General features: G+C 41.8%; 27 protein-coding genes. 10 read left to right on the forward strand and 17 right to left on the reverse strand.

The genetic code is table 11. The annotated features are described in order from the left end of the window. On the reverse strand, positions 1–903 hold a 903-nt coding region (locus tag Q1J64_RS01805), incomplete at its 3' end, for a type II secretion system F family protein (protein ID WP_301107387.1). Further along, positions 890–1,894 carry a competence type IV pilus ATPase ComGA gene (gene comGA / locus Q1J64_RS01810; protein ID WP_301107388.1) on the reverse strand — a complete coding sequence of 335 codons (1,005 nt, stop codon included), beginning with the start codon at positions 1,892–1,894 and terminating at the stop codon, positions 890–892. The genes Q1J64_RS01805 and comGA, both read right to left, overlap by 14 nt. Before the next feature lie 380 nt (positions 1,895–2,274). On the opposite strand from comGA, the gene Q1J64_RS01815 reads away from it, so the two are divergent. Beyond that, positions 2,275–2,517 (forward strand): DUF2626 domain-containing protein, encoded by a 243-nt coding sequence (locus Q1J64_RS01815; protein ID WP_301107389.1) that lies wholly within the window; start codon positions 2,275–2,277, stop codon positions 2,515–2,517. Positions 2,518–2,577: 60 nt separating this feature from the next. Here the strand turns inward: Q1J64_RS01815 and Q1J64_RS01820 are convergent, their stop codons facing one another. After that, the gene (locus Q1J64_RS01820; RefSeq protein WP_301107390.1) at positions 2,578–3,213 is read right to left on the reverse strand and encodes an MBL fold metallo-hydrolase; all 636 of its coding nucleotides are present in this window, start codon (positions 3,211–3,213) and stop codon (positions 2,578–2,580) included. A 158-nt stretch (positions 3,214–3,371) separates the two neighbouring features. On the opposite strand from Q1J64_RS01820, the gene Q1J64_RS01825 reads away from it, so the two are divergent. Then, positions 3,372–3,554, forward strand: coding sequence for a DUF2759 family protein (locus tag Q1J64_RS01825; RefSeq protein ID WP_114923628.1), 183 nt, complete (start codon positions 3,372–3,374; stop codon positions 3,552–3,554). Positions 3,555–3,603: 49 nt separating this feature from the next. Here Q1J64_RS01825 and Q1J64_RS01830 read toward each other — a convergent pair whose 3' ends face one another. The 5 genes from Q1J64_RS01830 to rpmG form a co-directional block, all read right to left on the reverse strand. Then, complete coding sequence (locus Q1J64_RS01830; protein WP_301107391.1) at positions 3,604–4,629, reverse strand: YqgU-like beta propeller domain-containing protein; 1,026 nt, start codon at positions 4,627–4,629, stop codon at positions 3,604–3,606. Between the two features lie 139 nt (positions 4,630–4,768). Continuing rightward, the gene (locus Q1J64_RS01835) at positions 4,769–6,661 is read right to left on the reverse strand and encodes an LTA synthase family protein (protein ID WP_301107392.1); all 1,893 of its coding nucleotides are present in this window, start codon (positions 6,659–6,661) and stop codon (positions 4,769–4,771) included. A gap of 142 nt (positions 6,662–6,803) precedes the next feature. Next, the gene (locus Q1J64_RS01840; protein WP_301107393.1) at positions 6,804–6,986 is read right to left on the reverse strand and encodes a YqgQ family protein; all 183 of its coding nucleotides are present in this window, start codon (positions 6,984–6,986) and stop codon (positions 6,804–6,806) included. Beyond that, on the reverse strand, positions 6,979–7,563 hold the full coding sequence (locus tag Q1J64_RS01845; RefSeq protein ID WP_301107394.1) for a 5-formyltetrahydrofolate cyclo-ligase: 585 nt from the start codon (positions 7,561–7,563) through the stop codon (positions 6,979–6,981). Before Q1J64_RS01845 ends, Q1J64_RS01840 begins: the two co-directional genes overlap by 8 nt. Before the next feature lie 55 nt (positions 7,564–7,618). After that, the gene (gene rpmG / locus Q1J64_RS01850; RefSeq protein ID WP_153722334.1) at positions 7,619–7,768 is read right to left on the reverse strand and encodes a 50S ribosomal protein L33; all 150 of its coding nucleotides are present in this window, start codon (positions 7,766–7,768) and stop codon (positions 7,619–7,621) included. 174 nt (positions 7,769–7,942) lie between these two features. On the opposite strand from rpmG, the gene Q1J64_RS01855 reads away from it, so the two are divergent. After that, on the forward strand, positions 7,943–8,299 hold the full coding sequence (locus tag Q1J64_RS01855; RefSeq protein ID WP_301107395.1) for a hypothetical protein: 357 nt from the start codon (positions 7,943–7,945) through the stop codon (positions 8,297–8,299). Further along, on the forward strand, positions 8,296–8,790 hold the full coding sequence (locus Q1J64_RS01860; RefSeq protein ID WP_301107396.1) for a hypothetical protein: 495 nt from the start codon (positions 8,296–8,298) through the stop codon (positions 8,788–8,790). Before Q1J64_RS01855 ends, Q1J64_RS01860 begins: the two co-directional genes overlap by 4 nt. Before the next feature lie 41 nt (positions 8,791–8,831). On the opposite strand, the gene Q1J64_RS01865 is transcribed toward Q1J64_RS01860, so the two are convergent. The 4 genes from Q1J64_RS01865 to Q1J64_RS01880 all read right to left on the reverse strand — a co-directional run bounded on the left by Q1J64_RS01865 (position 8,832) and on the right by Q1J64_RS01880 (position 14,037). Next, positions 8,832–10,994, reverse strand: coding sequence for a peptidoglycan D,D-transpeptidase FtsI family protein (locus Q1J64_RS01865; RefSeq protein WP_301107397.1), 2,163 nt, complete (start codon positions 10,992–10,994; stop codon positions 8,832–8,834). A gap of 101 nt (positions 10,995–11,095) precedes the next feature. After that, the gene (locus Q1J64_RS01870) at positions 11,096–11,704 is read right to left on the reverse strand and encodes a superoxide dismutase (protein WP_301107398.1); all 609 of its coding nucleotides are present in this window, start codon (positions 11,702–11,704) and stop codon (positions 11,096–11,098) included. A gap of 88 nt (positions 11,705–11,792) precedes the next feature. Then, the gene (locus tag Q1J64_RS01875; protein ID WP_301107399.1) at positions 11,793–12,275 is read right to left on the reverse strand and encodes a DUF456 domain-containing protein; all 483 of its coding nucleotides are present in this window, start codon (positions 12,273–12,275) and stop codon (positions 11,793–11,795) included. Positions 12,276–12,405: 130 nt separating this feature from the next. Then, entirely contained in the window at positions 12,406–14,037 is a 1,632-nt protein-coding gene (locus Q1J64_RS01880) for a Na/Pi cotransporter family protein (RefSeq protein ID WP_301107400.1), read from the reverse strand. Between the two features lie 238 nt (positions 14,038–14,275). Between Q1J64_RS01880 and Q1J64_RS01885 the strand changes: the two genes are divergently transcribed. The 4 genes from Q1J64_RS01885 to Q1J64_RS01900 all read left to right on the forward strand — a co-directional run bounded on the left by Q1J64_RS01885 (position 14,276) and on the right by Q1J64_RS01900 (position 17,101). After that, entirely contained in the window at positions 14,276–14,785 is a 510-nt protein-coding gene (locus Q1J64_RS01885; RefSeq protein ID WP_301107401.1) for a DUF1189 family protein, read from the forward strand. Between the two features lie 46 nt (positions 14,786–14,831). After that, complete coding sequence (gene yqfZ / locus Q1J64_RS01890) at positions 14,832–15,182, forward strand: protein YqfZ (RefSeq protein ID WP_301107402.1); 351 nt, start codon at positions 14,832–14,834, stop codon at positions 15,180–15,182. A 234-nt stretch (positions 15,183–15,416) separates the two neighbouring features. Beyond that, positions 15,417–16,541, forward strand: coding sequence for a flavodoxin-dependent (E)-4-hydroxy-3-methylbut-2-enyl-diphosphate synthase (ispG, locus tag Q1J64_RS01895; protein WP_301107403.1), 1,125 nt, complete (start codon positions 15,417–15,419; stop codon positions 16,539–16,541). Continuing rightward, positions 16,538–17,101, forward strand: a complete 564-nt coding sequence (locus Q1J64_RS01900; RefSeq protein WP_301107404.1) for a 5' nucleotidase, NT5C type — start codon at positions 16,538–16,540, stop codon at positions 17,099–17,101. The genes ispG and Q1J64_RS01900 overlap by 4 nt, the downstream gene beginning before the upstream one ends. A 70-nt stretch (positions 17,102–17,171) precedes the next feature. Here Q1J64_RS01900 and Q1J64_RS01905 read toward each other — a convergent pair whose 3' ends face one another. After that, positions 17,172–17,690, reverse strand: a complete 519-nt coding sequence (locus tag Q1J64_RS01905) for a YoqH family protein (RefSeq protein ID WP_301107405.1) — start codon at positions 17,688–17,690, stop codon at positions 17,172–17,174. A 434-nt stretch (positions 17,691–18,124) separates the two neighbouring features. Here Q1J64_RS01905 and Q1J64_RS01910 point away from each other — a divergent pair, with 434 nt between their 5' ends. Then, positions 18,125–18,562, forward strand: a complete 438-nt coding sequence (locus Q1J64_RS01910; protein ID WP_301107406.1) for a GNAT family N-acetyltransferase — start codon at positions 18,125–18,127, stop codon at positions 18,560–18,562. A 93-nt stretch (positions 18,563–18,655) separates the two neighbouring features. On the opposite strand, the gene Q1J64_RS01915 is transcribed toward Q1J64_RS01910, so the two are convergent. The 3 genes from Q1J64_RS01915 to Q1J64_RS01925 are packed head-to-tail and all read right to left on the reverse strand — an operon-like array spanning position 18,656 to position 20,697. Continuing rightward, positions 18,656–19,075 carry a Fur family transcriptional regulator gene (locus Q1J64_RS01915; protein ID WP_301107407.1) on the reverse strand — a complete coding sequence of 140 codons (420 nt, stop codon included), beginning with the start codon at positions 19,073–19,075 and terminating at the stop codon, positions 18,656–18,658. 24 nt (positions 19,076–19,099) lie between these two features. Continuing rightward, positions 19,100–19,930, reverse strand: coding sequence for a metal ABC transporter permease (locus Q1J64_RS01920; RefSeq protein WP_301107408.1), 831 nt, complete (start codon positions 19,928–19,930; stop codon positions 19,100–19,102). Further along, the gene (locus Q1J64_RS01925; RefSeq protein WP_301107409.1) at positions 19,927–20,697 is read right to left on the reverse strand and encodes a metal ABC transporter ATP-binding protein; all 771 of its coding nucleotides are present in this window, start codon (positions 20,695–20,697) and stop codon (positions 19,927–19,929) included. The genes Q1J64_RS01920 and Q1J64_RS01925 overlap by 4 nt, the downstream gene beginning before the upstream one ends. 99 nt (positions 20,698–20,796) lie before the next feature. Between Q1J64_RS01925 and Q1J64_RS01930 the strand changes: the two genes are divergently transcribed. After that, positions 20,797–21,039: a hypothetical protein gene (locus tag Q1J64_RS01930; protein WP_301107410.1), complete on the forward strand. Its 243-nt coding sequence runs from the start codon at positions 20,797–20,799 to the stop codon at positions 21,037–21,039. Between the two features lie 175 nt (positions 21,040–21,214). On the opposite strand, the gene Q1J64_RS01935 is transcribed toward Q1J64_RS01930, so the two are convergent. Further along, complete coding sequence (locus Q1J64_RS01935; protein WP_301107425.1) at positions 21,215–22,102, reverse strand: deoxyribonuclease IV; 888 nt, start codon at positions 22,100–22,102, stop codon at positions 21,215–21,217. Positions 22,103–22,111 lie beyond the last annotated feature (9 nt).

Below are 22,111 nucleotides of genomic sequence, written 5' to 3' on the forward strand. Positions count from 1 at the left end.
ATGCTCACTGTAGATCAACAGTTCTTTCGGTAAATAACCGCTGTCCGCTCCATGTTTCGCAAAGTCAGCCAAACGTCCGGATAAGCCATCTGTCAGCCGAATGGCTTCATGTAAAGGCTCTCCATAGATGACGTGCGTACTCAATTGACTGGTAATTTCAGCAAGAATCTGATCTTCCTCTTGATCATATAAAACGTTTAGTGCACTTTGTAGCGAAAGTCCGGACTGTAATAAACCGCCAAGTTCACTTGCTAAATCTCTGGTTTTTATTTCGCTGTAAAACAGGCCTGCGACCGGTACTTTCAGCAGCCATTTTAATTTTTCAGAGGCTGTCATTTTCCTCATCCATAGGTTTAGCACGATTATTATAACCGTGGCTGTGACGAGTATAATAAGCAGCAGATCCGGAATAGATGAAACCAGTTTAGGCAAGTACTGAACAATTCCGGACTGTTCATTGGAACGAAGGATGGTTAACGCTTCGAAGTTCGGCAGAAAAAACTGGCGAAAGGCTACTAATAGCAGTAATAAGAAAGAAAACAATACTGCCGGGTAAGCCATTAACTTCTTAAGTTGCTGTTTCTTTTCATGCGATCGTCTGACTCGGCCCGAGACTTCATGTAAAGCCCGAGTTAAATTTCCGTCCACTTCTGCAATGACAATCGGCAGCATCATACTGTTGCTGAATCCTAAACTCTTCATTATGTAAGAGACGCCGTAGCCCATTTTTAATTCGTTCTCCACTTGCATCAGCTTCTCTTCATAATCTTTTGTATGATAAGGCAAAATGAGAATCAGCCCTTCGTGAAAGGTATAGCCCTCCTGCAGCAAGACGGAAAGCCGCTGTAAAAATTCGGCAGGTTTCACCAGCTTCTGTTTCTTATGAACTTTAATCCATTCCATTGAGAGCCCTTTCATAGAGAGCAGACTGTATTTCGATTTTCTGTTCTGCCGGCAGTGAGAAACGCTGACCTTTCGTGATGGCTTCGGCTGCTTCCTCAATTTGAAGGTCTTGCAAAATTTCAAATACCGCAACTGTGTCACCGGTTGGTTTCTTCACTAGACGTTGAGCTGAAATAGCAATAACTGTTTGGCGCAACTCTTCCAGATGAATTCCTAAATCTAGCAGACGATACAAGCAGCCGACGGGATCTTTCGCATGAACTGTGCTCAGCACAAGGTGACCTGTCAGCGCGGCTTCCACCGCTATTTTTGCTGTTTCTGCATCACGTATTTCGCCAATCATAATGACATCAGGTGAATGACGCAAAATAGCTTTCAAACCCGCAGAATAAGTAATTCCAGATCGTTCATTTACCTGTATCTGCAGCAGATGGCTGTGATTATTTTCAACTGGATCTTCTAGTGAAATGACATGCCGCTCCAATTGATTCACGCAATGGGCAGTGAGTGAATATAAGGTCGTGGTCTTTCCCGATCCTGTTGGGCCTGTTACTAAAAACAGTCCTTGCTTGTATGCAGCAGCCTCTGATAATTGTCTGGCCCATTCAGGTTTCATGCATAATTGAGAAAGCGGCACGATTTTATCATGTTTTTGAATTCGAATGGCCACACTTTCACGTAATTGAATGGAAGGTATCGTAGAAACACGAAATGAGAAGTTTTGATCGGAAAAGGATCGGTGGAAAGAACCGCTTTGTGGGCGCCGTTGCTCGCTGATATCCAGCGAAGACAGGAATTTATAGAAAGAAATTAAACGGCCACCTAACGTTTGAGGGAACTGGCCTATTTTCGAGAAGACGGAATGTTTACGAATCGCTACATCATAACCATCAGACGTAGGAACAAAGTGCAGGTCGGTCGCTTCAGACTGGATTGCTTTCTCCAACAGTTGAAAACAGGTTTTTTCAATCGGGTTCGCTGTGAGTTCCATAATTCTCCCCTTTCTTCATCTGATGAAAGACCACTTTTCATCTTAAGCAGGAGTATATAATGGATTGAAATTGTTGAAAAGTTGTATTCATTTGAGACTATTAACTTTTCAATTGAAATTGGATGCCAATAATACATTTTGAAATGATTTTTCGAATCAAAAATGAATTTTCATATTATTTTTTCCCTAAGTTCTGGTATACTAAGGGCAGCTAATCATTCGCAGATTTATTTGACGTGTGTGATGAGCATTTTGGTAAGCTTTCCAGACAAGTACACTTTTTTGTCACAATGTGAAATTGATTGGAGTTTACTTTTAGGCTGACGTTCTATTATAATGGAAATGAGCTTATTGTATTGTTGTGAAGGAGGGACGCGTAGATGGATAATATGTTCAAACTTTGCGGATTCTGGACAGGTATTTTTGCGGTCATGTTCTATGTTGGACACATGATTCCTGCTTCTTTACTGTTGGTCGCAAGCACTATCTTCTTCGTACTACTTGGATACTTGAAACTTTCAGAGCGTATGTACATGTACTTATTCGGAGCATACTTAATGATGTTCATGGTTGGTTTCAGTTACTATTCCATATTTATTCATGTACCAGGTGCAGGACACTAATCCGTACATACAAAAAACAGCCTCTTCACAGAGAGCTGTTTTTTGTTTTGTACAAGTTCTTTAAAAACCATGCAGGAATGGATTTTGATCCTGTTCAATCCCCGGTGTTGTCGCTGGACCGTGTCCTGGGTAAATCATCAGTTCTTCATCAAGTGACAGCAGTTCGTTATGGATGGAAGCTAAAAGCGTCTCCGTATTGCCACCTGGCAGGTCGGTACGTCCTACGCTTCCTTTAAACAGCGTATCTCCTACAATCGCAAACCCTTCCTCTTCAAAGATATAAGAGATGCTTCCTGGCGAATGGCCGGGTGTGTGGCGAATGCCCATCTTGAATGGACCAACTTCCAAGCTTTTTTCGTCAGTCAGCAAAACATCTGCCTGATTACATACGACATTCGGAAGCATTGCATATTTACCCGAGCCGTTTAAATCTGCATTTCCCAGCCAATCTTTTTCGGCAGTGTGCAAATACACCGGGATATTATATGCATCGCGGATCGTCTCGATCGCGCCGATATGATCGAAATGCGCATGTGTCAGCAGGATAGCTGTAGGTTTTAATGAAAGCTTTTGCAGTTCAGCAAGCAATGCGTCGCCTTCATCACCCGGATCAAACACCAAACAATTCTTTTCTTCATCTTCCACGACGTAACAATTCGTCTGGATCGGGCCAAGCGGATGGATATGTATTTTCAAGTAACTCACCTCTTTTTCTAATATTAATGAATCCCCATACATATTTCAAACAATCGTCACTATTTAATCTCGACAAAACGTTTCATTAACAGTACAATAGAGGAGGAATATCGCTATATGGCATTCATTTTTTCAATGTTGAAAGGAGTGTCTACTCAATGAATTTATTGGTCATCATTTTTGGATTGATTGCAATCTTAGCAGTCTTTGGAACGGTCCAAGCTTTTAAAGAGCGGAATCTTTTAAGTATAGTTTTCAATGTGGTAACTGTTGTAGTTATCGGAGGATTTACGATTGCTACTGTAATATATGCAGGGTACCCGCCACAGCTACACAAATAATAAGTTCCAAAAAATAAGGACACCTCATTTCTGAGGCTGTCCTTATTTTTTATTCAGTCCACTTCACTGTCTCACCTGTATCCAGCTGCAGTATAGTATCCAAGCTGTACCCAATCAGGCAAGAGTTGCCATCCGGAGAGCAGTCGATCATTCCGCCTTCGGTATCAGTCTCATAACGTTTTACTTCCTGTCCTTCTTGCATATGGACGAAGATCGCTGATTGTTCTCCATCATATACATCGGCTCTAGTTGACATAATAATATTATCTTCATCAATTGATTCAATATCTTCAATCATTTCTGAAGGGTTTTCTGCTTGCCAGCTATACTGCTCTTCCCCATGGCTGTCTATCAGCGTATATTCTTTTTGTTCTCCGTCCACTGTTCCTATTAGCAATTGATCAGCTAAACTGCGGAATTCAACCGCATCAGTTGCCAGCACCTCTTTTTCATTTACCGAGGATTTTTCATTAATTAATTCGTTATTATCTAAATAGACAATCTGCTCTTCTCCAAGCCATTTAGGAAATGGACTGTCTATTTCTATCGGCTGTACCATTCGATCTTTGGTATCATATCGCATAACTTGAAAACTCCAGTCTTCCTGAAAAGCAGAAATCAGTAGTTGAGTTGAATCTACAGCATTCCACTCCAGTTCCAGCTCTGAAGATTCAATAGTCATTTCATCTAAGACATTCATATCTTTGTTGAGAATCACAATATTAGCTTCTGTTGCATCATTTGCTGTCTTGATCAGCACTTGCTCTTTCGATGAATGAATCAGTACTTCTGAAATATTATTCTGATCCGAAAACATCGTATGTACTTCGCCTGTTTCTATATTAAATGAACGTAGACGGTCTGCCGTTTCTTGATGATCTACATAAAGTATCTGCTTTTCATTCAGCCATCCAGCAACAAATCGCGGCTCATCTTCCCCAAGCGGTAACGTTTTCGGAATGAACGCTTCTTTCCTATCAACAGATTCATCCAATTCTTCGGGTTTTACTGTTTTTATTTGCTCACAGCCAACTAATAATAGTGCCAGTGAGATCATCAAAATAGTCCGCTTCAAAGCATTTCCCCTTTTCTAGATTTTCTTAAATTGCTAAATCAATCTCGCCTTGAAGTGATTTCGTTTCCATTTAAAAATTCCACTTGCATAATACAAAGTAAAAAGAGCTGCACGGTATGTCAGCCGCACAGCTCTTAACTTATTTACTCTCTTTTAACTCCGGACTACCATCTTCTCTTTCTTTGAAACGAAGTAAATCGCCATTGATGATAGTATCTGAATAATTCAATTCAGTCGTTGCGCGTTCCACATAAGGTTCACATTGCGCTTCATCCGTCGGCTCTCCTGTTTCAATATCATAGCAGACTTCCTGTGCATAGAGGTTCTTATCTGTCACCAGTCGGCCATCACGGAAAATGACAAACGGTTCATGATCTGGCGAGAAAATGTCAGAACCAAATTGCATATCCGCTTTTGTGTCAATTCCCAATAAGTGAAGAATTGTCGGACGTAAGTCGATTTGTCCTGCCAGTTCATCCATTTGCTTACCTTTCCCTGATCCAGGGATATGAATGTACAATGGAACTTTTTGCAGTTCGGCATTATCAAACGGCGTAATTTCTTTATCCATGTACATACCCATCGCTTTGTTATGGTTTTCTGAAATACCGTAGTGATCACCATACATCACGATAATGGAGTTATCATATAGATCATTTTTCTTCAGATCTTCAAAGAAAACTTTTATTGCTTCATCCATATAGCGAACGGATTGGAAATATTTATTCAGCGTATTGGAATTAGAAGTATACGCCGGAATCATCATGTCTTCTTCATCCAAATCAAATGGATGGTGGTTGGTTAAGGTAATCATACGCGTACCAAATGGTTTCGGCATATCTTTCATCAGTTCTACAGACTGTTCCAGGAATGGAATATCTTTCATTCCCCAGTTAACTGCTTCACCTTCACCAATTGTATAGCTGTCTACATCGTAGAACTTTTGTACATCAAGTGCTTTGTACATAATGTCACGGTTCCAGAAACTTTTACTGTTGGCGTGCATAACACTTGTGAAATAGCCATTGTTGTTTAGGCTTTCAGATAAAGAATTATACGTATTACCGCTATGCGTGAAGAATACTGCGCTGCCGTTACGGCCATACAGAGAATTCTCTACGATAAACTCAGAATCTGAAGTTTTACCCAAGCCTGTCTGATGATAAAAGTTATCAAAGTAGAAAGTGTCTTTATCATTTGTCAGTTCGTTAAGGAATGGAGTGATCTCATGACCATCCATTTCATTATTGATGACAAAGTTCTGTAAAGATTCCAATGAAACGATTATTACATTGCGGCCTTCTGCTGCACCGAACATTTCAGGATCCGGCTGCGCACGGTTAGCTTTAACGTAGTTCTCTATTTCAGTCAGTTCAGTGCCGTCTGCAAACGTACGCTGTGCATGCGATTTCGACTGAACAAACAAGTCATACAGGTGATAGTTATATGCTCCAATATTTTTCACTAACAGTTCGCGGTCAAAACTGCGTGTCAGCAATTGCGGACGTTGTGCTTCGGCCATAGCCAAGTTGAACATCATCAGTGTAGCAGCTGCCGCAAAGTACACTTTTCGCCCCATTTTTCTTCCTGTAGCCTGAAGCGGCTCTTGAGGAATAAAGCGAATTGCAAGCAGAATGATCATAACATCAGTAAAGAAAAACACATCAAGAAAATGCATGTTCTCTGTAATAGATGAACTTAAATCTGCAAAGTTACTTGTTTGGAAAAGTAACGGGATTGTGATGAAATCCGTAAAGAAGCGATAGAATACTGCGTTGCTGAACATCACGATGGATGTAAGTATACTGATAGTTACTATATATCGGTTGCGGGTCTTTGTCTTTTTAATAAACAATGCAATCCCATAAACAAACATCAAGAATGTCAACGGATTAATAAACAGGATAAATTGCTGCATCGCATTATCGATTTTCATATTAAAGCTGGTAAGGTAGCCAATATATGTTGTCAGCCAAGTGGCGATCAGTGCGATAATGAGTATGGAATGCTTAGACCAATCTATTTTTTTCATTCCTTCTCTTCCTTTCATTTCTTGTCAAAAGTGGTAGTCTCAATTATATTTGCCTAACAGATAGACGGTTGATTGAAAGAAAAGTTTCAAAAACGATCAGGAATGAGTCAAACATCCTATCGTTTATCTATACTGCTGATCCTTAAGTAATTTCTCTCCGCAAAACTAAAACAGCTTGTAAATAAGTTTGCTGATCAATAAATTGATGATCATAAAGCTCCTTCACTTCTGATTCCATCAGAATACTGTCCTGCCTTTTATTTCCCGTATAGATGATTACTCCGTACCTTTTCAGCAGCTGGAGTACATCATAAAACTCATTCATTTGTTTCACGCGCTTTCTGACAGTCTATGATACGCTCTTCCGTAAATAGATATGATACAGGAATATCATGGGATTCCATCTTTACATTATCCATTAGTTGACGTTCAAACGCCAATGATATTGTCTCAAATGGATAATTAAGCAAATAACGGTCATAATATCCGCCGCCAAATCCGATGCGGTATCCTTTTGGAGAATAAACGACGCCAGGTACGATCTGCAAGTCGATTTCCTCTGGTTTTACAGACTCAGTCTGATCAACTTTTGGTTCTTTTAAATCCATATAGACGGTTTCTGTCTGATCGAACGAGTCAATGAGACGAAAATCCATTTTTCTAGAAGATGCAGAACATTTGGGGACAGCAATTCGTTTACCGGACTGCCAGGCGATTTGTATCAAACGATGCGTAGCCACTTCCGGAAACCTGGAAAGCGTGATCCCGATTGTCTGTGCATGCTTAAATTCATCCGACGCAAGAACTCTTTCCCGAATCAGAGCTGATCGCTGTTCGTGCTCAGATGGACTTAATTGATGTAATTGCTGTAAGACCTGTTTTCGAAGATACTGTTTATCCAATGCCCTACCTCCCGTAAGAAAAAACCAAAACCGAAGCAGGTTTTGGTTTCAATGATTATTTCGTTTCACGGTGCAAAGTTTGTTTTTGTTCACGTGAGCAATATTTTTTCATTTCAATGCGTTCCGGATTGTTACGCTTGTTTTTCTTTGAAATATAATTGCGCTCTCCACATTCCGTGCAAGCGAGTGTAATATTTACGCGCATTACTGTCCCTCCCACTCATTAGCGATAGATATAATTAAAAAATATGAGCATGATTTATACGACTAATAAATTATACCATATATTTGTTCATTGTACAGCAGAAAGATTGAAATATCATTCGTACAAAGGCTATGGTATTATGAATAAAACTCTAGTTATTTTGGAGGTAATGAAATGGACATTGCCATTATTTTGCTGATTGTTGGTATCGTTGCGCTTATCGCATCATTTTTCGTCGGCAGCAATTCGCGTGCATTTGAAGATGAATTGGAGAAAGTTTCTGTAAGTCTACATCAGGAAACGAGCAACTTAAAAAAAAGAGTGCGTGTTCTCGAAGAAGAGCTAATGGTCGGCACACCGATTCCGAACAACTACACCACTGTTCCGAAAAAACCTGTACATGCGATTATCGTCAATCAGATCACTTCCCTGCACAGTCAAGGATATACGATTCCTGAGATTTCTCAAAGAGCTTCTATGCCGGAGGACGAAGTGGCTGCTGTGCTGCGTTCTAAAGGAGTGCGGTTATGATCAAGGATCTATTGCGCTCTGTCGGGATCGGTTGCCTGATCGCCGGCGGTACATTATATGCTGTCAGCAATATGCCACCGGCAGAGGAGAATTCACTCGAAAAAGAACTGGCTGACACTAAAGAAGAGTTGAAAGTCGTCAAAAAAGAGCTCGCCATTTCTCAGACCGTTACGTTAGATGAAACACCTACGCAAAAGCCCGATACTGACGCAGCGAAGGAACAAACCACTGAGCCGAAAACCAATGAAGAAAAGGAGCCGGAAGATAAAGAAATTGAAACAACAGTTGTGACAAAGAAAGTATCTGTTAAACCCGGATCAAACTCTTCAGATTTATCAAGTACACTTGAACGTGCACATATAATAGAAGATGCCGCTAAATTTGATAACTATATGAAAGACTATGGATATGCTTTAAAGATCCAAATCGGTACATTTGAATTGAGTTCTAATATGACCTTCAAAGAAATTGCTGAGATCCTGACAAAATAAAACCACCGCTTTGTGTCGTTCAGACATAAGCGGTGGTTTTCTCATTTCTCTTCTTCTGTTACTTTTTTAATTTTAATTTCCGGAGAAGAATCGGTCAGTTTCTCCGCACGTTCTTTTTTCAGCTTTAAATAAGTGTCCAACGCGTCCTTGACAATCTCATTAGCAGCCTTACCTGGATAGGTATTTGTATTTGTAGATATATAAGGAATCATCACCGCATAGGCAACTTCTGGATTCTCATACGGCGCAAAACCTACATGAGACAAATTAATTGTCGGTATAACCGGATTTGATTTATTACCCGTGTAATAAAATGATTGTGCAGTTCCTGTCTTTCCGGCAGCATCGTAACCTTTCAACACATTAGTAGCTGTCCCATTGGGAGCATGATAAGCATAGTACATTCCTTTTTTCACTTGATCAATTTCTTGCTGCGTATTATTAATATGGTTCAAGACTTTTGCTGGTCTTTCTTCTACCAGTTCCCCCAATACTTCACCATCTGGAGAGGGGTTGCGGATTTCCTTTAAAATTCTTGGTGCTATTCTATTACCATCTGCAGCTACAGTTGATACATATTGAGCCAGCTGCAGCGGAGTATACGTATCAAACTGGCCGATCGAGAAATCCAGTAATTTTCCGGTAATTGTTTCAGTTCCTGTTACACCACTGTATTCCCCAGGGAGATCAATTCCTGTTTTGGCGCCCAGACCGAATGAAGAAAACGTCTGCCGGAATGTGTCAAACGCCGTTTTATCTATGGCAAGCGCCTGTCCTGGTCGGTAATTCGCTTTTCCGAGCGCCATAGCGATTCGGAACATGTAAACGTTGGATGAACGCCCCAGCGCGGTAATATCATTCACCGCCACTCTGCCGTTACGGTTAAACAGTGATCGTTTTACCGTACTCCCAATACGGATCGGTTCATCGATTTTGACATCGCCGATCTTTATAACCCCTTCACTGTAGCCGGTCAGCATGGTAGCCAGCTTTACTGTCGAACCAGCTTCGTAAGCAGAAGTAAAAGTACCGAATGTATAATCTTGAATAGCCAATTTCCCGGTCTCTTCATCCCGACCCACTTTTTTACCTACCAATGAAAGTATTTCGCCATTTTTTGGATCCAGCATGACGAGAAACGCCGACTCCAGGGCGCCCGCACTGGCACCTCGTTTAAGTGTCAGCAATTTATTGGAAACAATTTCCTCCAAAGCTTCCTGCAGTTCACTGTCGGTTGTCAGTACCAAGTCTTTTCCAGGCTCGCCTTCCTTCACGGTTTTCGTTTCAATAACTTTCCCTGTCCGGTCCTTAATATTCTTCACAATGGTCTTTTGACCTTTCAGCAAGTCTTCATAATAGGCTTCCAAATAACTTCTGCCGACACGGTCATTACGGGAATAATCTCTTGCTAAGAAATAATCCAGATGTGAACGGGGAATCCCCTCTATCGGACTCGTTGTGGAACCGAGGATCGCACTGTCCGACTTCTTGACACGGTCCCAGTCGGTCGTGGTATTGACTCCTGGCAGTTCATTCAATCGTTCTGAGACTACTGCAAATTCTTTGTCTGTTACATCATCACTTTTGATGATCTGGGGTGAATAGGCATACCCCGCCATCATTTCTCGATAAATGGCAAGGACTTTCAATTCTTTTTCACTCAAAGAATCTATTTCTTCTTCTGTGATGCGGTCTCTTGTCATTTGGTTAAGTTGGCGCTGTTTTTCTTTTTTAGACAGCTTTTCATTTTTCAAAATATTTTGCTGCTCTTTTTTCGTTACTTTTGCAGCCGCTTCATCAGGATTAAGTAAAATCCAAAAATCTCGCTTATCCCCGATTGTCACCCGCTTGGTATCCTGGTCGATGAGCTTGGACAGCTTTTTAGCCAATTTCAGCATTTCTTCTGAAGTGGTAGAAGAAGTTTTTGTATAGGTAATGGCATTTTTCGGTTCATTATCTACCAGCACTTGCCCATTACGGTCGTAAATTCTTCCCCGGGGCGAGCTCGTATTTACGGCGATTTCTTCTTTTTGTTCTAATTTACGCGTATAGTTCTCACCTTCAACGATTTGCAAATATCCTAACCGCAATATAAGCAATGAGAAAAGAATGAAAATCGCTACAAAAAGGAAGTTCATTCGAAAAGCAATATGCTTTCGCTGACGTGCCTTTGCCTGATCTGCTTTTCTGGTGGTCTTTTTCAACGGGAGTCTCCTTTCCTGTCAATTTTTATGTATGAGGTATTATAACATGAACGCATAAAAGAACACACATCTTGACGAATCAGATGTGTGTCAGGTTTCAATTACTTATTGTCTTGGTAACGCTTTTCAACTTCATCCCAGTTTACTACATTCCAGAATGCTGAAATGTAATCAGGACGACGGTTTTGGTAGTTTAAGTAGTATGCGTGCTCCCAAACATCCAAACCTAGTAAAGGTGTTTTACCTTCCATTAACGGAGAGTCCTGGTTAGGTGTTGAAGTAACTTCCAGCTCACCATTATTCAGTACAAGCCAAGCCCATCCTGAACCGAAGCGAGTTGTTGCTGCTTTTGCGAACTCTTCTTTAAGAGCGTCAAAGCTGCCGAACTTCTTGTCGATTGCTTCAGCAACCTGACCTTTTGGATTTCCTCCTCCGTTTGGAGACAGGATCTGCCAGAAGAATGAGTGGTTTGAATGACCGCCGCCATTGTTACGGACTGCTGTGCGCTTGTCCTCTGGAACTTTATCCAAGTTTGCCACCAATTCGTCAACCGGCATGTTCAGAAGTTCATCATGTCCTTCTAACGCATTGTTCACGTTTGTAACATACGTGTTGTGGTGTTTAGTGTGATGGATGTTCATCGTTTCTTTGTCGATGTGTGGCTCCAACGCATCATAAGCGTATGGTAGTTCTGGTAATTTATAAGCCATTTTTCCATTCCTCCTCTAAATTATCTCTGTTTTGCCCTACCTCTTCACATTATCAAAATATGAGTCAGCATTCAAAGAAAACGGACTGTTAACCGAGAAAAAATAAAAAAATGGCAATCATGATGACCATGATAACACCTTTTACTGCCACAGATGTTAAGAAACCGACAACAGAGCCGATTCCTGTCTTAAAAGCTTGCTTAATTCCAGAACGAGTAATAACCAATTCCGCTATAATTGCTCCGATAAATGGACCTGCCAGAATACCAGCGACTGGAATGACAAAGGGTCCAACTAACAAGCCGAAGGTACTCCCCCACATCCCTGCCTTGCTGCCGCCAAAACGTTTGACGCCTACCAGGTTCGCAACAGTGTCAGCACCAAACAGCAACACTACGAATAATACTTCAATCACCCAGAACATCCATGTCAGTTCTTCAAATGAAACAATGAAGCCGTATGCTAAAAACCCGGCCAGTATAAAAATAACAGAAGGAATGATGGGATAAACAAGTCCTGCAAACGCAATGCCAAACAATAATACAGCAACAATCCAGCCTATCCAAATCATGCCTCCACCCCTCCTTTATATTGATTCCACCAAAATACTTCCTCTTACATCTACTGCTTGTAAAGAAAATCAGGCACTGCTGCGAATTGCGGCAATGCCTGATTCATCTATATTTATAATGAACATGCAATCATGCGTGCTTACCTAAAATAGCTTCCGCAATATTCACCGCATGGTCACCGATTCGCTCCAGATTCGAAACGATATCAACGAATACCATACCAGCTTGCGCACTGCAGTGTCCTTCGTTCAGACGGACGATATGATTTTTACGGAAACGACGTTCCATATTGTCGATCAAATCTTCCTTCTCAGACACCGTACGAGCCAGACTAATATCCGACTTATCAAGTGATTCTATTGCTTTTTGAACGGTTTCAATCGTCAATGTAAACATTTCTGTCAAATCGACCATCGCATCGTCTGTAAGCTTTAATTTATTCGTTTCACGTAAATCGATGAGCTCTATAATATTTTCGAAGTGGTCACCGATCCGTTCAATATCCCGCACACTGTCCATCAGCATAACGTGACGAGCTGATTCAGCAGGTGCTACCGTCACTGCTGAGATTTCAACTAAATAATCCGTTATTTTACGGTCAAGGTTGTTGATCGCATCTTCTATTTGGTAAGCCATCTCTGCGTGCTTTTTCTGACCAGTCTTCAAGTACTCAAATGATTCTTGCAGACCCTGCACACTGAAATCACCCATACGGATAATTTCTTCCTTCGCCTGTCCAATTGCTACCGCAGGCGACTGTGCAATGAAATGCCGGTCTAGGTGCTTCGGCTTGTACTCGATCGTCACGTCTTCTCCCGGTATCATCTTGGTCACAAGATACGCCCAAGCACCGATGAACGGAAACTGCAGGACGGTATTCGCTACGTTAAATGAACCGTGCGCAAACGCAATTTGCATCTTACTCTCGAGATTCAATACACCCGATATCCACTCCATGTAAGCGGTGAATGGAATGAGCAGCAACAGGAAGATCACTGAACCGACGATATTAAACAAAACGTGTGTCGCAGCTGCACGTCTCGCCGCTACAGAAGCACCGATTGCAGCTAAAACCGCTGTGATTGTCGTTCCGATGTTATCACCGAATAAAATAGGAAGTGCCGCTTTCATGGTAACAAGATCTTCTGCATAAAGACCTTGCAGGATTCCAACAGTCGCACTGGAACTTTGTACAACGAGTGTGAAAATGGTTCCAGCAACAACGCCGAGCAAAGAGTGTTCACTCATTGCCAGTGTGAAATCAGCGAATGCTTCCAATGAACGTAATGGCTTCATTCCGTTACTCATCAGTTCCAAACCTAAGAACAATCCACCAAAGCCAAAAATAACTTCCCCCATGTTTTTAACTTTAGCTTTTCGGACGAAGAAGATTAGAAATGCCCCCACTGCCATAATAGGCAGTGCATAAGCACCTACGTCCAATCCGATAATAAAGGCTGTCACTGTGGTTCCGATATTGGCACCCATGATGACACCTATTGCTTGACGGAGCGTCATGAATCCAGCACTCACGAGTCCGACTGTGATAACCGTCGTTCCCGAACTGGATTGGATTAATACAGTTACAATAATACCGACAAGAACGCCCATAAATGGATTCGTAGTAAAACGGTCTAAGATTGCACGAAGTCTGTCTCCCGCGGCCTTTTGCAATCCATCCCCCATGTACTTAATTGCGAATAGGAATATACCTAAACCCCCAAGAAATTGGAACACCACTTCTTGCCAGTTAACTTCCATTTAATTGTCAACCTCCATCAAACGATTATGTATGGTTTTACCTCTATCCGATCATATGATTAGAGAGAAGTTCCAACCTATTATGTTTGGCTAATGGCAAATTGTAAAGTACTGAAGCGCAATCTTTACAACACCTTAACAAAACAGCAATGATTTGTCATGAGAATGTCGAAATTACATATTACATGAAGGTTTTAAATAAATGATAGACTATACTGTAGAAAGGGAGGCCACTTCATTGAATCTGAAATTTCATCAGCTGTTTACCGCTTCATTATATGAACCGAAAAAACTGGCCGCATTTAGATTGCTGCCTATCGGTAAAGTCATTCAATACATATTTATTTTTGTGTTTCTATATACCATTATCGCTTTTTTACAGTTTTTAATCGGCGATCACGCCCTTTTTCAAGGGACGACGGAAACAGCGGAAATTGGGAAAACAATCGGCTTTCTGATTTATCCAGTAGCCTTTGTTCTGCAGCTGGTCATTATCACGTCGTATTTATTTATTCGCGTCAGTATTTTTGGTATTATAGGAGTATTGTTGCTGAAACTGCTGAAACGAAGAGGCGAGTTTCGATTTATGTGGCGGACAGCAGCTATAGCTGCTACGCTTCCTATTTTGCTGACGATGGTATTTGAATTCTTGCCAAGTATGCAAAACTACAGCTTGTGGATCTCATCGTTTGTCCATCTGCTCTATGTATGGCGGGCAACAACGTATTACCCAAAGAAACCAAGATGAATATTTCCCTTCCTGTCTGCATAGCGTGTGACAGGAGGGATTAGCCATGAGAATATTACTGCTTGCACTAGCTGTTTTTTGTATCGTTCATTTCGTTCGCGTGGATTTGACAGATGGGACAATCCCTCTTGCAGCCTTTTTTGATGATGAAACGTCCTGTATAGAGGAAAAAGCCAATCCTTCAATTGTCATTCGGACAGTTGAAGATGATACAATAGAATCGTTATTCGCTTTATACCCGGATCCAACTCATAATTTCCTGGAGAGGCTAGAGTTGTTTTATGACCTAAATCCTCATCTTGAGCGCCAGGAGCTTCTGGCGGGCGAACAAATCAAGCTGCCTCTCGGTGCAGAGACAGACACAGATCCGGTTTGCCAGGAACAAAACACACAGTAATCTTCCATTCTGTAAGATGGATGGGATTTATTTATCTTCATTCAGCAGAAAACTCTCACCTTTATAGGTGGTGAATCGAATGCGGTTGTATTTATTGTTTGGCAAGTGTTCAAACGCACGCTGAATAAAGATAAGGCCTCCGGCGGATGTCCCAGATTTTGGATTGTGCTAGCACAATTCAAAATCTGGACGCAATTACGCCGGGGCGTAATTGATTAGAAGGAGAGAATAGCAATGACAGAAATGATTCATCGTTCCAAAACCCGTCCTGTAAAAGTCGGTAATTTGACTATCGGGGGAAGCAATGAACTGTTTATTCAAAGTATGACAACTACGAAAACACACGATGTGGAGGCTACTGTGGCCGAAATCAATCGTTTAGAAGAAGCCGGCTGTCAGATTGTACGTGTAGCATGCCCGGATGAACGTGCAGCTTATTCAATCGGTGAAATTAAAAAACGCATCAATATTCCGTTAGTAGTGGATATTCATTTTGACTATAAATTAGCTTTAATCGCTATTGAGCAGGGCGCAGATAAAATCCGAATTAACCCGGGTAACATCGGACGTCAGGCAAAAGTAGAAGCAGTTGTCAATGCGGCGAAAGCAAAAGGTATTCCCATTCGTATCGGTGTCAATGCCGGTTCACTCGAGAAGAAAATTCTTGAAAAGTACGGCTATCCTACTGCTGAAGGTATGGTAGAAAGTGCTTTGCATCACATCAAAATTCTGGAAGACTTAGATTTCCATGATATTATCGTTTCATTGAAAGCATCGGATGTAAACTTGGCAATCGAAGCGTATAAACTGGCTTCTGCAGCATTCGACTATCCATTACACCTCGGGATTACAGAATCCGGTACATTGTTTGCAGGTTCTATTAAGAGTGCAGCAGGACTTGGTACTTTATTAGCTGCAGGTATCGGAAACACGATGCGTGTATCGTTAAGTGCTGATCCCGTTCAGGAAATTAAAGTGGCGAGAGAGCTTCTGAAAGTATTCGGACTGTCTTCAAACGCAGCAACACTTATTTCCTGCCCAACTTGTGGACGTATCGAAATTGACCTGATTTCCATTGCTAATGAAGTCGAAGAATACATTTCTCATATTAAAGCACCACTTAAAGTCGCAGTGCTTGGCTGCGCAGTTAACGGTCCGGGAGAAGCAAGGGAAGCGGATATCGGAATCGCAGGAGCACGCGGTGAAGGTCTTCTGTTCATGCACGGTAAAACGGTCCGAAAAGTTCCGGAAGAAACAATGGTTGAGGAACTGAAGAAAGAAATCGATATATTGGCAGAGCAATATTTCGAAAAGAAACGACAGGAAGAGGCATTAGTTCAGGGCGGCGCTTCTGAATGAAAATTCGCTTCGGCATCGATATTGATGGAACTGTAACATGCCCTACTTCCTTGCTGCCGCATATCAATAAACGCTTCGGTTCGAATCTGACACTCGAAGATATTAAAGAGTATGATCTGACAAAAGCGTTTGATGTGGATCCAGCGCAATTCAGCGAATGGTACAAAGAGGCGGAAGAATTGATTTATCAGACATCTCCCGCCCAGCAGTTCGCGAAAGAAGTACTGACGAACTGGCAAAAGCAATTTGAACTGTACTACATTTCAGCACGCGGGCAAAACGTACTGGAATGTACGACTAATTGGTTTCATGATCAGCAAATTCCATTTGACCACGTCGAATTGATTGGCACACATCATAAAATCGAAACAGCTAAACGCTTATCGGTAAATGCGTTTTTTGAAGACAAGCATGATAATGCAGTAGGAATCCACGAAGAGCTGGATATTCCCGTATTCTTGTTTGATACCCCCTACAATCGTAAACCGATACCAAATGGCGTCATTCGAGTGAATGACTGGCAGGAAGCAAATCGGCAGGTTAAACGATTGTTTGATTGAATTACTTATAGTAAATTTGAAAAACGCTTAGATTTGATCTAAGCGTTTTTCTGCGTCTACTTTATCGAATTTACTTAACTGGAGACTGACTACAGGCATACACACTGTTTGTCAGTACGCTTGATCCTAATTTATCCGTTCGGGAATTTACTGGTCGTACTTGCACTTCTGCATTCATTACATCTGCTGTGATCAAATCAAATCTACCAGCCCAGCTGGGTCCATATTCTTCATCAGTCGGAGATAATCTAAAACGCCAGCTGATCTCACCTGGAATGAACACGAATCCTTCATAATGATCATATTTACCGTAAGAAGATGGGTCCGGAAGATGAACAGCTACGATACTGACATTTGTTCTTGCAAAGCTCGGAGGGTTTAATTGCACTTTGTAAATTAACGCAGCACCTTTTGCATTCGTCAGCTTTTTATCAACAGGTTCTAGAATCAGACTGCATGGTTTTGGCGGCACTTCCGATACCTTTTCTTTATTAATTGCTTTTGCTATTGACGTCCCTTGCCATGTTACAATTAGTACAGATGCCGTACAGAATAGTATCAATAAAGACAATATAGCTATGTTCCTCATCTGTTCGCCTGCCATGTTTTCCAGGTAGCATTTGCGTATTTCACACTATTATTCACGTTTTAGCACAGACAGCAAACTAGCTTACGCTATACGTAGTTGATTTTCGTTACAGGCGGCAAAAGGCAAAGATGTGCTCACAACGCTGCGCTTATGCTCGCAAAAGCCGTACTTCGCTACGGCTCTTCCTGCGGGAAAAGCAATTACTTCTGCGAATAAAAGCGAAGCGTTATAAGCAGGAGCCTTGAGACCACGCAGTAAATAAAGATTCCTTAATGTCTGTAAAGAACACAGAAATACGGCCAATCGAACACTTCGCAGTTCGATTGGCTCAAGCCATCCCCGCGGAAAGCATCCGACTGCAACGGAAATCAACAGGCCTCAGGTAGATGCAAATTATTTTTCTTATCATATATAAATGAAAAGAGGGATTCATTTTGGAGTATATTCAAATCGACGGATATCCGAATACTGAACTGTTCGAAGAAGTATTACACTTGCACGAGAGTATTTTTAAAGAATCTGAATCGCTGCTGTCTAAAGCAAAGACCAAGCCCCGCCTTTTATTTACCCTTGCTGTTGATGATGGAAAAGTACTTGGCTATAAAATTGGCTATGAACTCGATTCGCAGAACTTTTACAGCTGGCTCGGCGGTGTAGATGGAAGCTGCCGTCAGCAAGGAATAGCTTCAGAATTAATGGAGCAACAGCATGATTATTTAGTTACAAAAGGATATAAAACCGTGCAAACAAAAACGAAGAATATCTGGCGCAATACGCTGATCTTGAATCTGAAAAATGGATTTGATGTCATTGGCACCTACACTGACGATGTAGGCGAACCTAAAATTATTCTTGTTAAAAAATTGCGGTAAAACTAATTCCTTCAACAAATAAAAAAGCTCAGGACTTTTCCGAATCACTACAATCACGGATAATCCTGAGCTCTTTTTTGAAATGAAGAGAATTTATTCTTTAATACATTTTGGACATCTGCCATAGATCTCAAACTTATGTCCGTCAATTTCATATTCTGACAGATTCACCGCTACACTATCATCCATCGGGCAGTTCGGAATCGATTTCGTATTCCCGCATGTCGTACAGATAAAATGATGGTGATGATGATCAGTTGCACACTGCATACGGAAAAGACGTTCTCCGTTTAATTCCGTTTCATCCAAAATATCAAGCCTAGAGAAAACAGCAAGATTTCGATAAATAGTATCAAAACTGATTCCGGGGTTGTCCTTCTCTACCGCCGTTCTAACTTCCATAGCAGTAACATACCGATCTGCCTGATCAAAAAAATTCAACAGGATCTCCCGATTCTTTGTCCGTTTAAAATCATGCTTTAATAAAATTCCCCATGCCTCATCTATCGTCATTTCGATACGCCCCTCTCTCCCTCATCATGACCGTACCTTCTTTCCAAAAAGTACAAGCAACAATATGATAACTGAAGTAACTACAATGGTCCCGCCTGGCGCAATATCCAGATAATAAGCGGATATGAGACCAACTATCACAGCGATTTCGCCAAAAATGATTGAATAAATCAATGCACCTTTATAGCTTTTTGCCAGCTGGATTGCCGCCGCCACGGGTAATGTCATCAGTGACGATACAAGAAGAATGCCAACAATTCGCATGGATGCCCCGATAACAAGTGCTGTAATCACCATAAATGCCGCCTGAATAATTCGTTCATTAACTCCTGATACTCTCGCATACTCTGGATCAAACGCTAAAGAAAACAACTCTTTATATAAAAAGTATAAGAACAAAATCACGATCACTGCAATCAGCAGGACGATATACAGATCTTGTCGGCTGACAGCGGAAACCGAGCCGAATAAATAACCGACTAAATCTGTCCCAAAACCTTTTGCCAATGAAATAAATATCGCACCGAAGCCGATTCCTGCTGAAAGAATAATGGGAATCGCGAGTTCCTCAAAACTCTTGTAGACTCTGCGCAGCCGTTCAATCAACAAAGATCCGACTACCGCTGCTCCCATCCCCAGGTATACAGGGTTCAGCGCAGCAAAGAACAATACTTGCTGACTCAAATACAGACTGCCCGCTATCCCGGCTAGTGCTACGTGGCTTAATGCGTCGGAAATCATCGCCATTCTTCTGACAACAATAAATAACCCGAGCATTGGTGCAATCAGCCCGATGACCAGACCGGACAGTACTGCATTCTGTAAAAATTCATAAGTGAAAATTGCTTCAATCATGTCACATTCTCCGTTTCCTTTTGATGAAGCCGGCGAACTGGGTGACCGAACCAGCCAGACAATTCTTCTTCACTCATTTTCTCGTAATCCTTATGCATACCATGGAAATGTATCGTGCGATTCAAACACGCGACATGCGTAGCGAGCTGCGTCACTAAGTCAATTTCATGACTGACCAATAAAATCGCAATACCATACTCACGGTTTAATTCGCTGAGCATAGAATAGAAGGAATCTACGTTTTGTCTGTCAATCCCGACAGTCGGCTCATCCATAATCAGCAGATCTGGCTTGCTGACAAGCGCCCGCGCAATAAATACACGCTGCTGCTGGCCCCCAGAAAGATCGCCTATGCTCTCCGCTTGGTAGTCTGCCATTTTGACGACCTCCAAGGCATCGACAGCCCGCTGTTCATCTTCTTTATTGAATCGTCTGAACAGCCCTTTTTTGCTTGTCAGACCGCTTTTGACTACTTCCAATACCGTTGCAGGAAACTTTGTTGTAAAGGCATTGGATTTCTGCGAAACATAACCGATTCGCTGCTGCTGTTTGAATGAATCGATAGGACCTCCGAATAACTCGACGGTTCCTTCCATCGGCTTCAGAAGGCCCAGAATAATTTTTAGTAATGTAGACTTGCCGGAACCGTTAGGACCGATCAACGCCCAGAACTCCCCCTGCTTCACTTCCAGACTAACATCTGATAGAGCAGTAGAATGATGATATTTATGCGTTATATGCTCTAATTTAATAATGGAGTTTGTCATATACATATCCCTTTCTTCAATTCGTAATCATTCCGATTACTTTATTAATTATATAGGAAGTTGCACAGGGATACAACCAATTGAAAGGATTTGATACGAATGGATTTGCTTCAGCTGATTCAGGAGATTAAACAGTTATCGGATCAAGATGCACAGAACTACGCAGCAAATAATGGGGTCCAGCTTTCCGTGAAACAGATTCAACAGCTTCGTCCCTTGCTGGATGAGGTTTCGCTGTCCTGGCTGTTCACAGGCATTCCTACGGCGTTTTTGGAAAAGGTCTCAGCAATTATCGGCTATGAAGAAATGATGCTGTATATGGAACAATATAAATTACAATGAAAAAGGCGCTGCATCTCTGCAGCGCCTGTACTATATAAGTTGAATTAATAATACTGCATTCTATAAGTTACATAGTACCGTTGATTTCCGTTCCAGGCGGACGCTTTCTACTCCAATCAACTGAGCAGATAGAAAATAGCTTCTCCAGGATGTAAAAAGTTTAATTCAACTTATATTAAACGTTCAGTTCTTCCAGTAGCTCAGGGGAGAACTTTTTACTTTTCAGCATAGCGATCTCTACTGCATACGGTGCTTTTTTATTCGCTTTGTCTGTCCCGATGAAAGGTGTCTCCAAAATCTTTGGAACGTCTTTGAAAGTCGCGTGATGCACAATGTAAGCGAGCGGATCGAAACCGATATGGCCAAAGCCAATGTTTTCGTGACGGTCTTTTCCTGCGCCACGTTCGTTTTTGCTGTCGTTGACGTGGATGACGGAAATACGGTCCAGACCGACAATTTTATCGAATTCTTCAAGAACGCCCGCAAAGTCATTAACGATGTCATAGCCTGCGTCGTGAACGTGGCATGTATCGAAGCACACGGACAGTCGGTCATTGTTTTTCACACCATCAATGATCTTTGCAATCTCATCGAAACTTCTGCCACATTCTGTACCTTTTCCTGCCATCGTCTCAAGTGCAATACGGACATTCGCATCTTCAGAAAGCACTTCATTAAGTCCTTCTATGATCTTCGCGATTCCTGTATCAGCTCCGGCACCTACGTGGGCCCCTGGATGAAGTACGATTTGATTGGCACCGAGCGCTTCTGTTCGCTGAATTTCCTGCTGTAGAAAATCCACGCCCAGACGGAAGGTTTCCGGCTTTGTGGTGTTGGCGATATTGATGATGTACGGTGCATGGACAACAATATTTGACTGCCCACTCTCCTTCATCAGCGCCGTTCCGCTTTCTATATTCAATTCCTCGATTGGTTTACGTCTAGTGTTTTGCGGTGCTCCTGTATAGATCATAAATGTGTTGGCTCCGTAGCCTGCCGCTTCTTCACTGGACCCTTCAAGCATCTTCTTGCCGCTCATTGACACGTGGGAGCCTAATAGGATTTCATTTGC

The sequence above is a fragment of the Sporosarcina sp. genome (assembly GCF_029257255.1).
Classification (GTDB): domain Bacteria; phylum Bacillota; class Bacilli; order Bacillales_A; family Planococcaceae; genus Sporosarcina.

Coding starts and splice junctions, on each gene's coding strand:
- comGA (WP_301107388.1), bottom strand. CDS start 1,894: ATGGAACTCACAGCGAACCCGATTGAAAAAACCTGTTTTCAACTGTTG.
- Q1J64_RS01815 (WP_301107389.1), top strand. CDS start 2,275: ATGGATAATATGTTCAAACTTTGCGGATTCTGGACAGGTATTTTTGCG.
- Q1J64_RS01825 (WP_114923628.1), top strand. CDS start 3,372: ATGAATTTATTGGTCATCATTTTTGGATTGATTGCAATCTTAGCAGTC.
- Q1J64_RS01835 (WP_301107392.1), bottom strand. CDS start 6,661: ATGAAAAAAATAGATTGGTCTAAGCATTCCATACTCATTATCGCACTG.
- Q1J64_RS01840 (WP_301107393.1), bottom strand. CDS start 6,986: ATGAATGAGTTTTATGATGTACTCCAGCTGCTGAAAAGGTACGGAGTA.
- rpmG (WP_153722334.1), bottom strand. CDS start 7,768: ATGCGCGTAAATATTACACTCGCTTGCACGGAATGTGGAGAGCGCAAT.
- Q1J64_RS01855 (WP_301107395.1), top strand. CDS start 7,943: ATGGACATTGCCATTATTTTGCTGATTGTTGGTATCGTTGCGCTTATC.
- Q1J64_RS01860 (WP_301107396.1), top strand. CDS start 8,296: ATGATCAAGGATCTATTGCGCTCTGTCGGGATCGGTTGCCTGATCGCC.
- Q1J64_RS01870 (WP_301107398.1), bottom strand. CDS start 11,704: ATGGCTTATAAATTACCAGAACTACCATACGCTTATGATGCGTTGGAG.
- Q1J64_RS01875 (WP_301107399.1), bottom strand. CDS start 12,275: ATGATTTGGATAGGCTGGATTGTTGCTGTATTATTGTTTGGCATTGCG.
- Q1J64_RS01880 (WP_301107400.1), bottom strand. CDS start 14,037: ATGGAAGTTAACTGGCAAGAAGTGGTGTTCCAATTTCTTGGGGGTTTA.
- yqfZ (WP_301107402.1), top strand. CDS start 14,832: ATGAGAATATTACTGCTTGCACTAGCTGTTTTTTGTATCGTTCATTTC.
- ispG (WP_301107403.1), top strand. CDS start 15,417: ATGACAGAAATGATTCATCGTTCCAAAACCCGTCCTGTAAAAGTCGGT.
- Q1J64_RS01900 (WP_301107404.1), top strand. CDS start 16,538: ATGAAAATTCGCTTCGGCATCGATATTGATGGAACTGTAACATGCCCT.
- Q1J64_RS01905 (WP_301107405.1), bottom strand. CDS start 17,690: ATGAGGAACATAGCTATATTGTCTTTATTGATACTATTCTGTACGGCA.
- Q1J64_RS01915 (WP_301107407.1), bottom strand. CDS start 19,075: ATGACGATAGATGAGGCATGGGGAATTTTATTAAAGCATGATTTTAAA.
- Q1J64_RS01920 (WP_301107408.1), bottom strand. CDS start 19,930: ATGATTGAAGCAATTTTCACTTATGAATTTTTACAGAATGCAGTACTG.
- Q1J64_RS01925 (WP_301107409.1), bottom strand. CDS start 20,697: ATGACAAACTCCATTATTAAATTAGAGCATATAACGCATAAATATCAT.
- Q1J64_RS01930 (WP_301107410.1), top strand. CDS start 20,797: ATGGATTTGCTTCAGCTGATTCAGGAGATTAAACAGTTATCGGATCAA.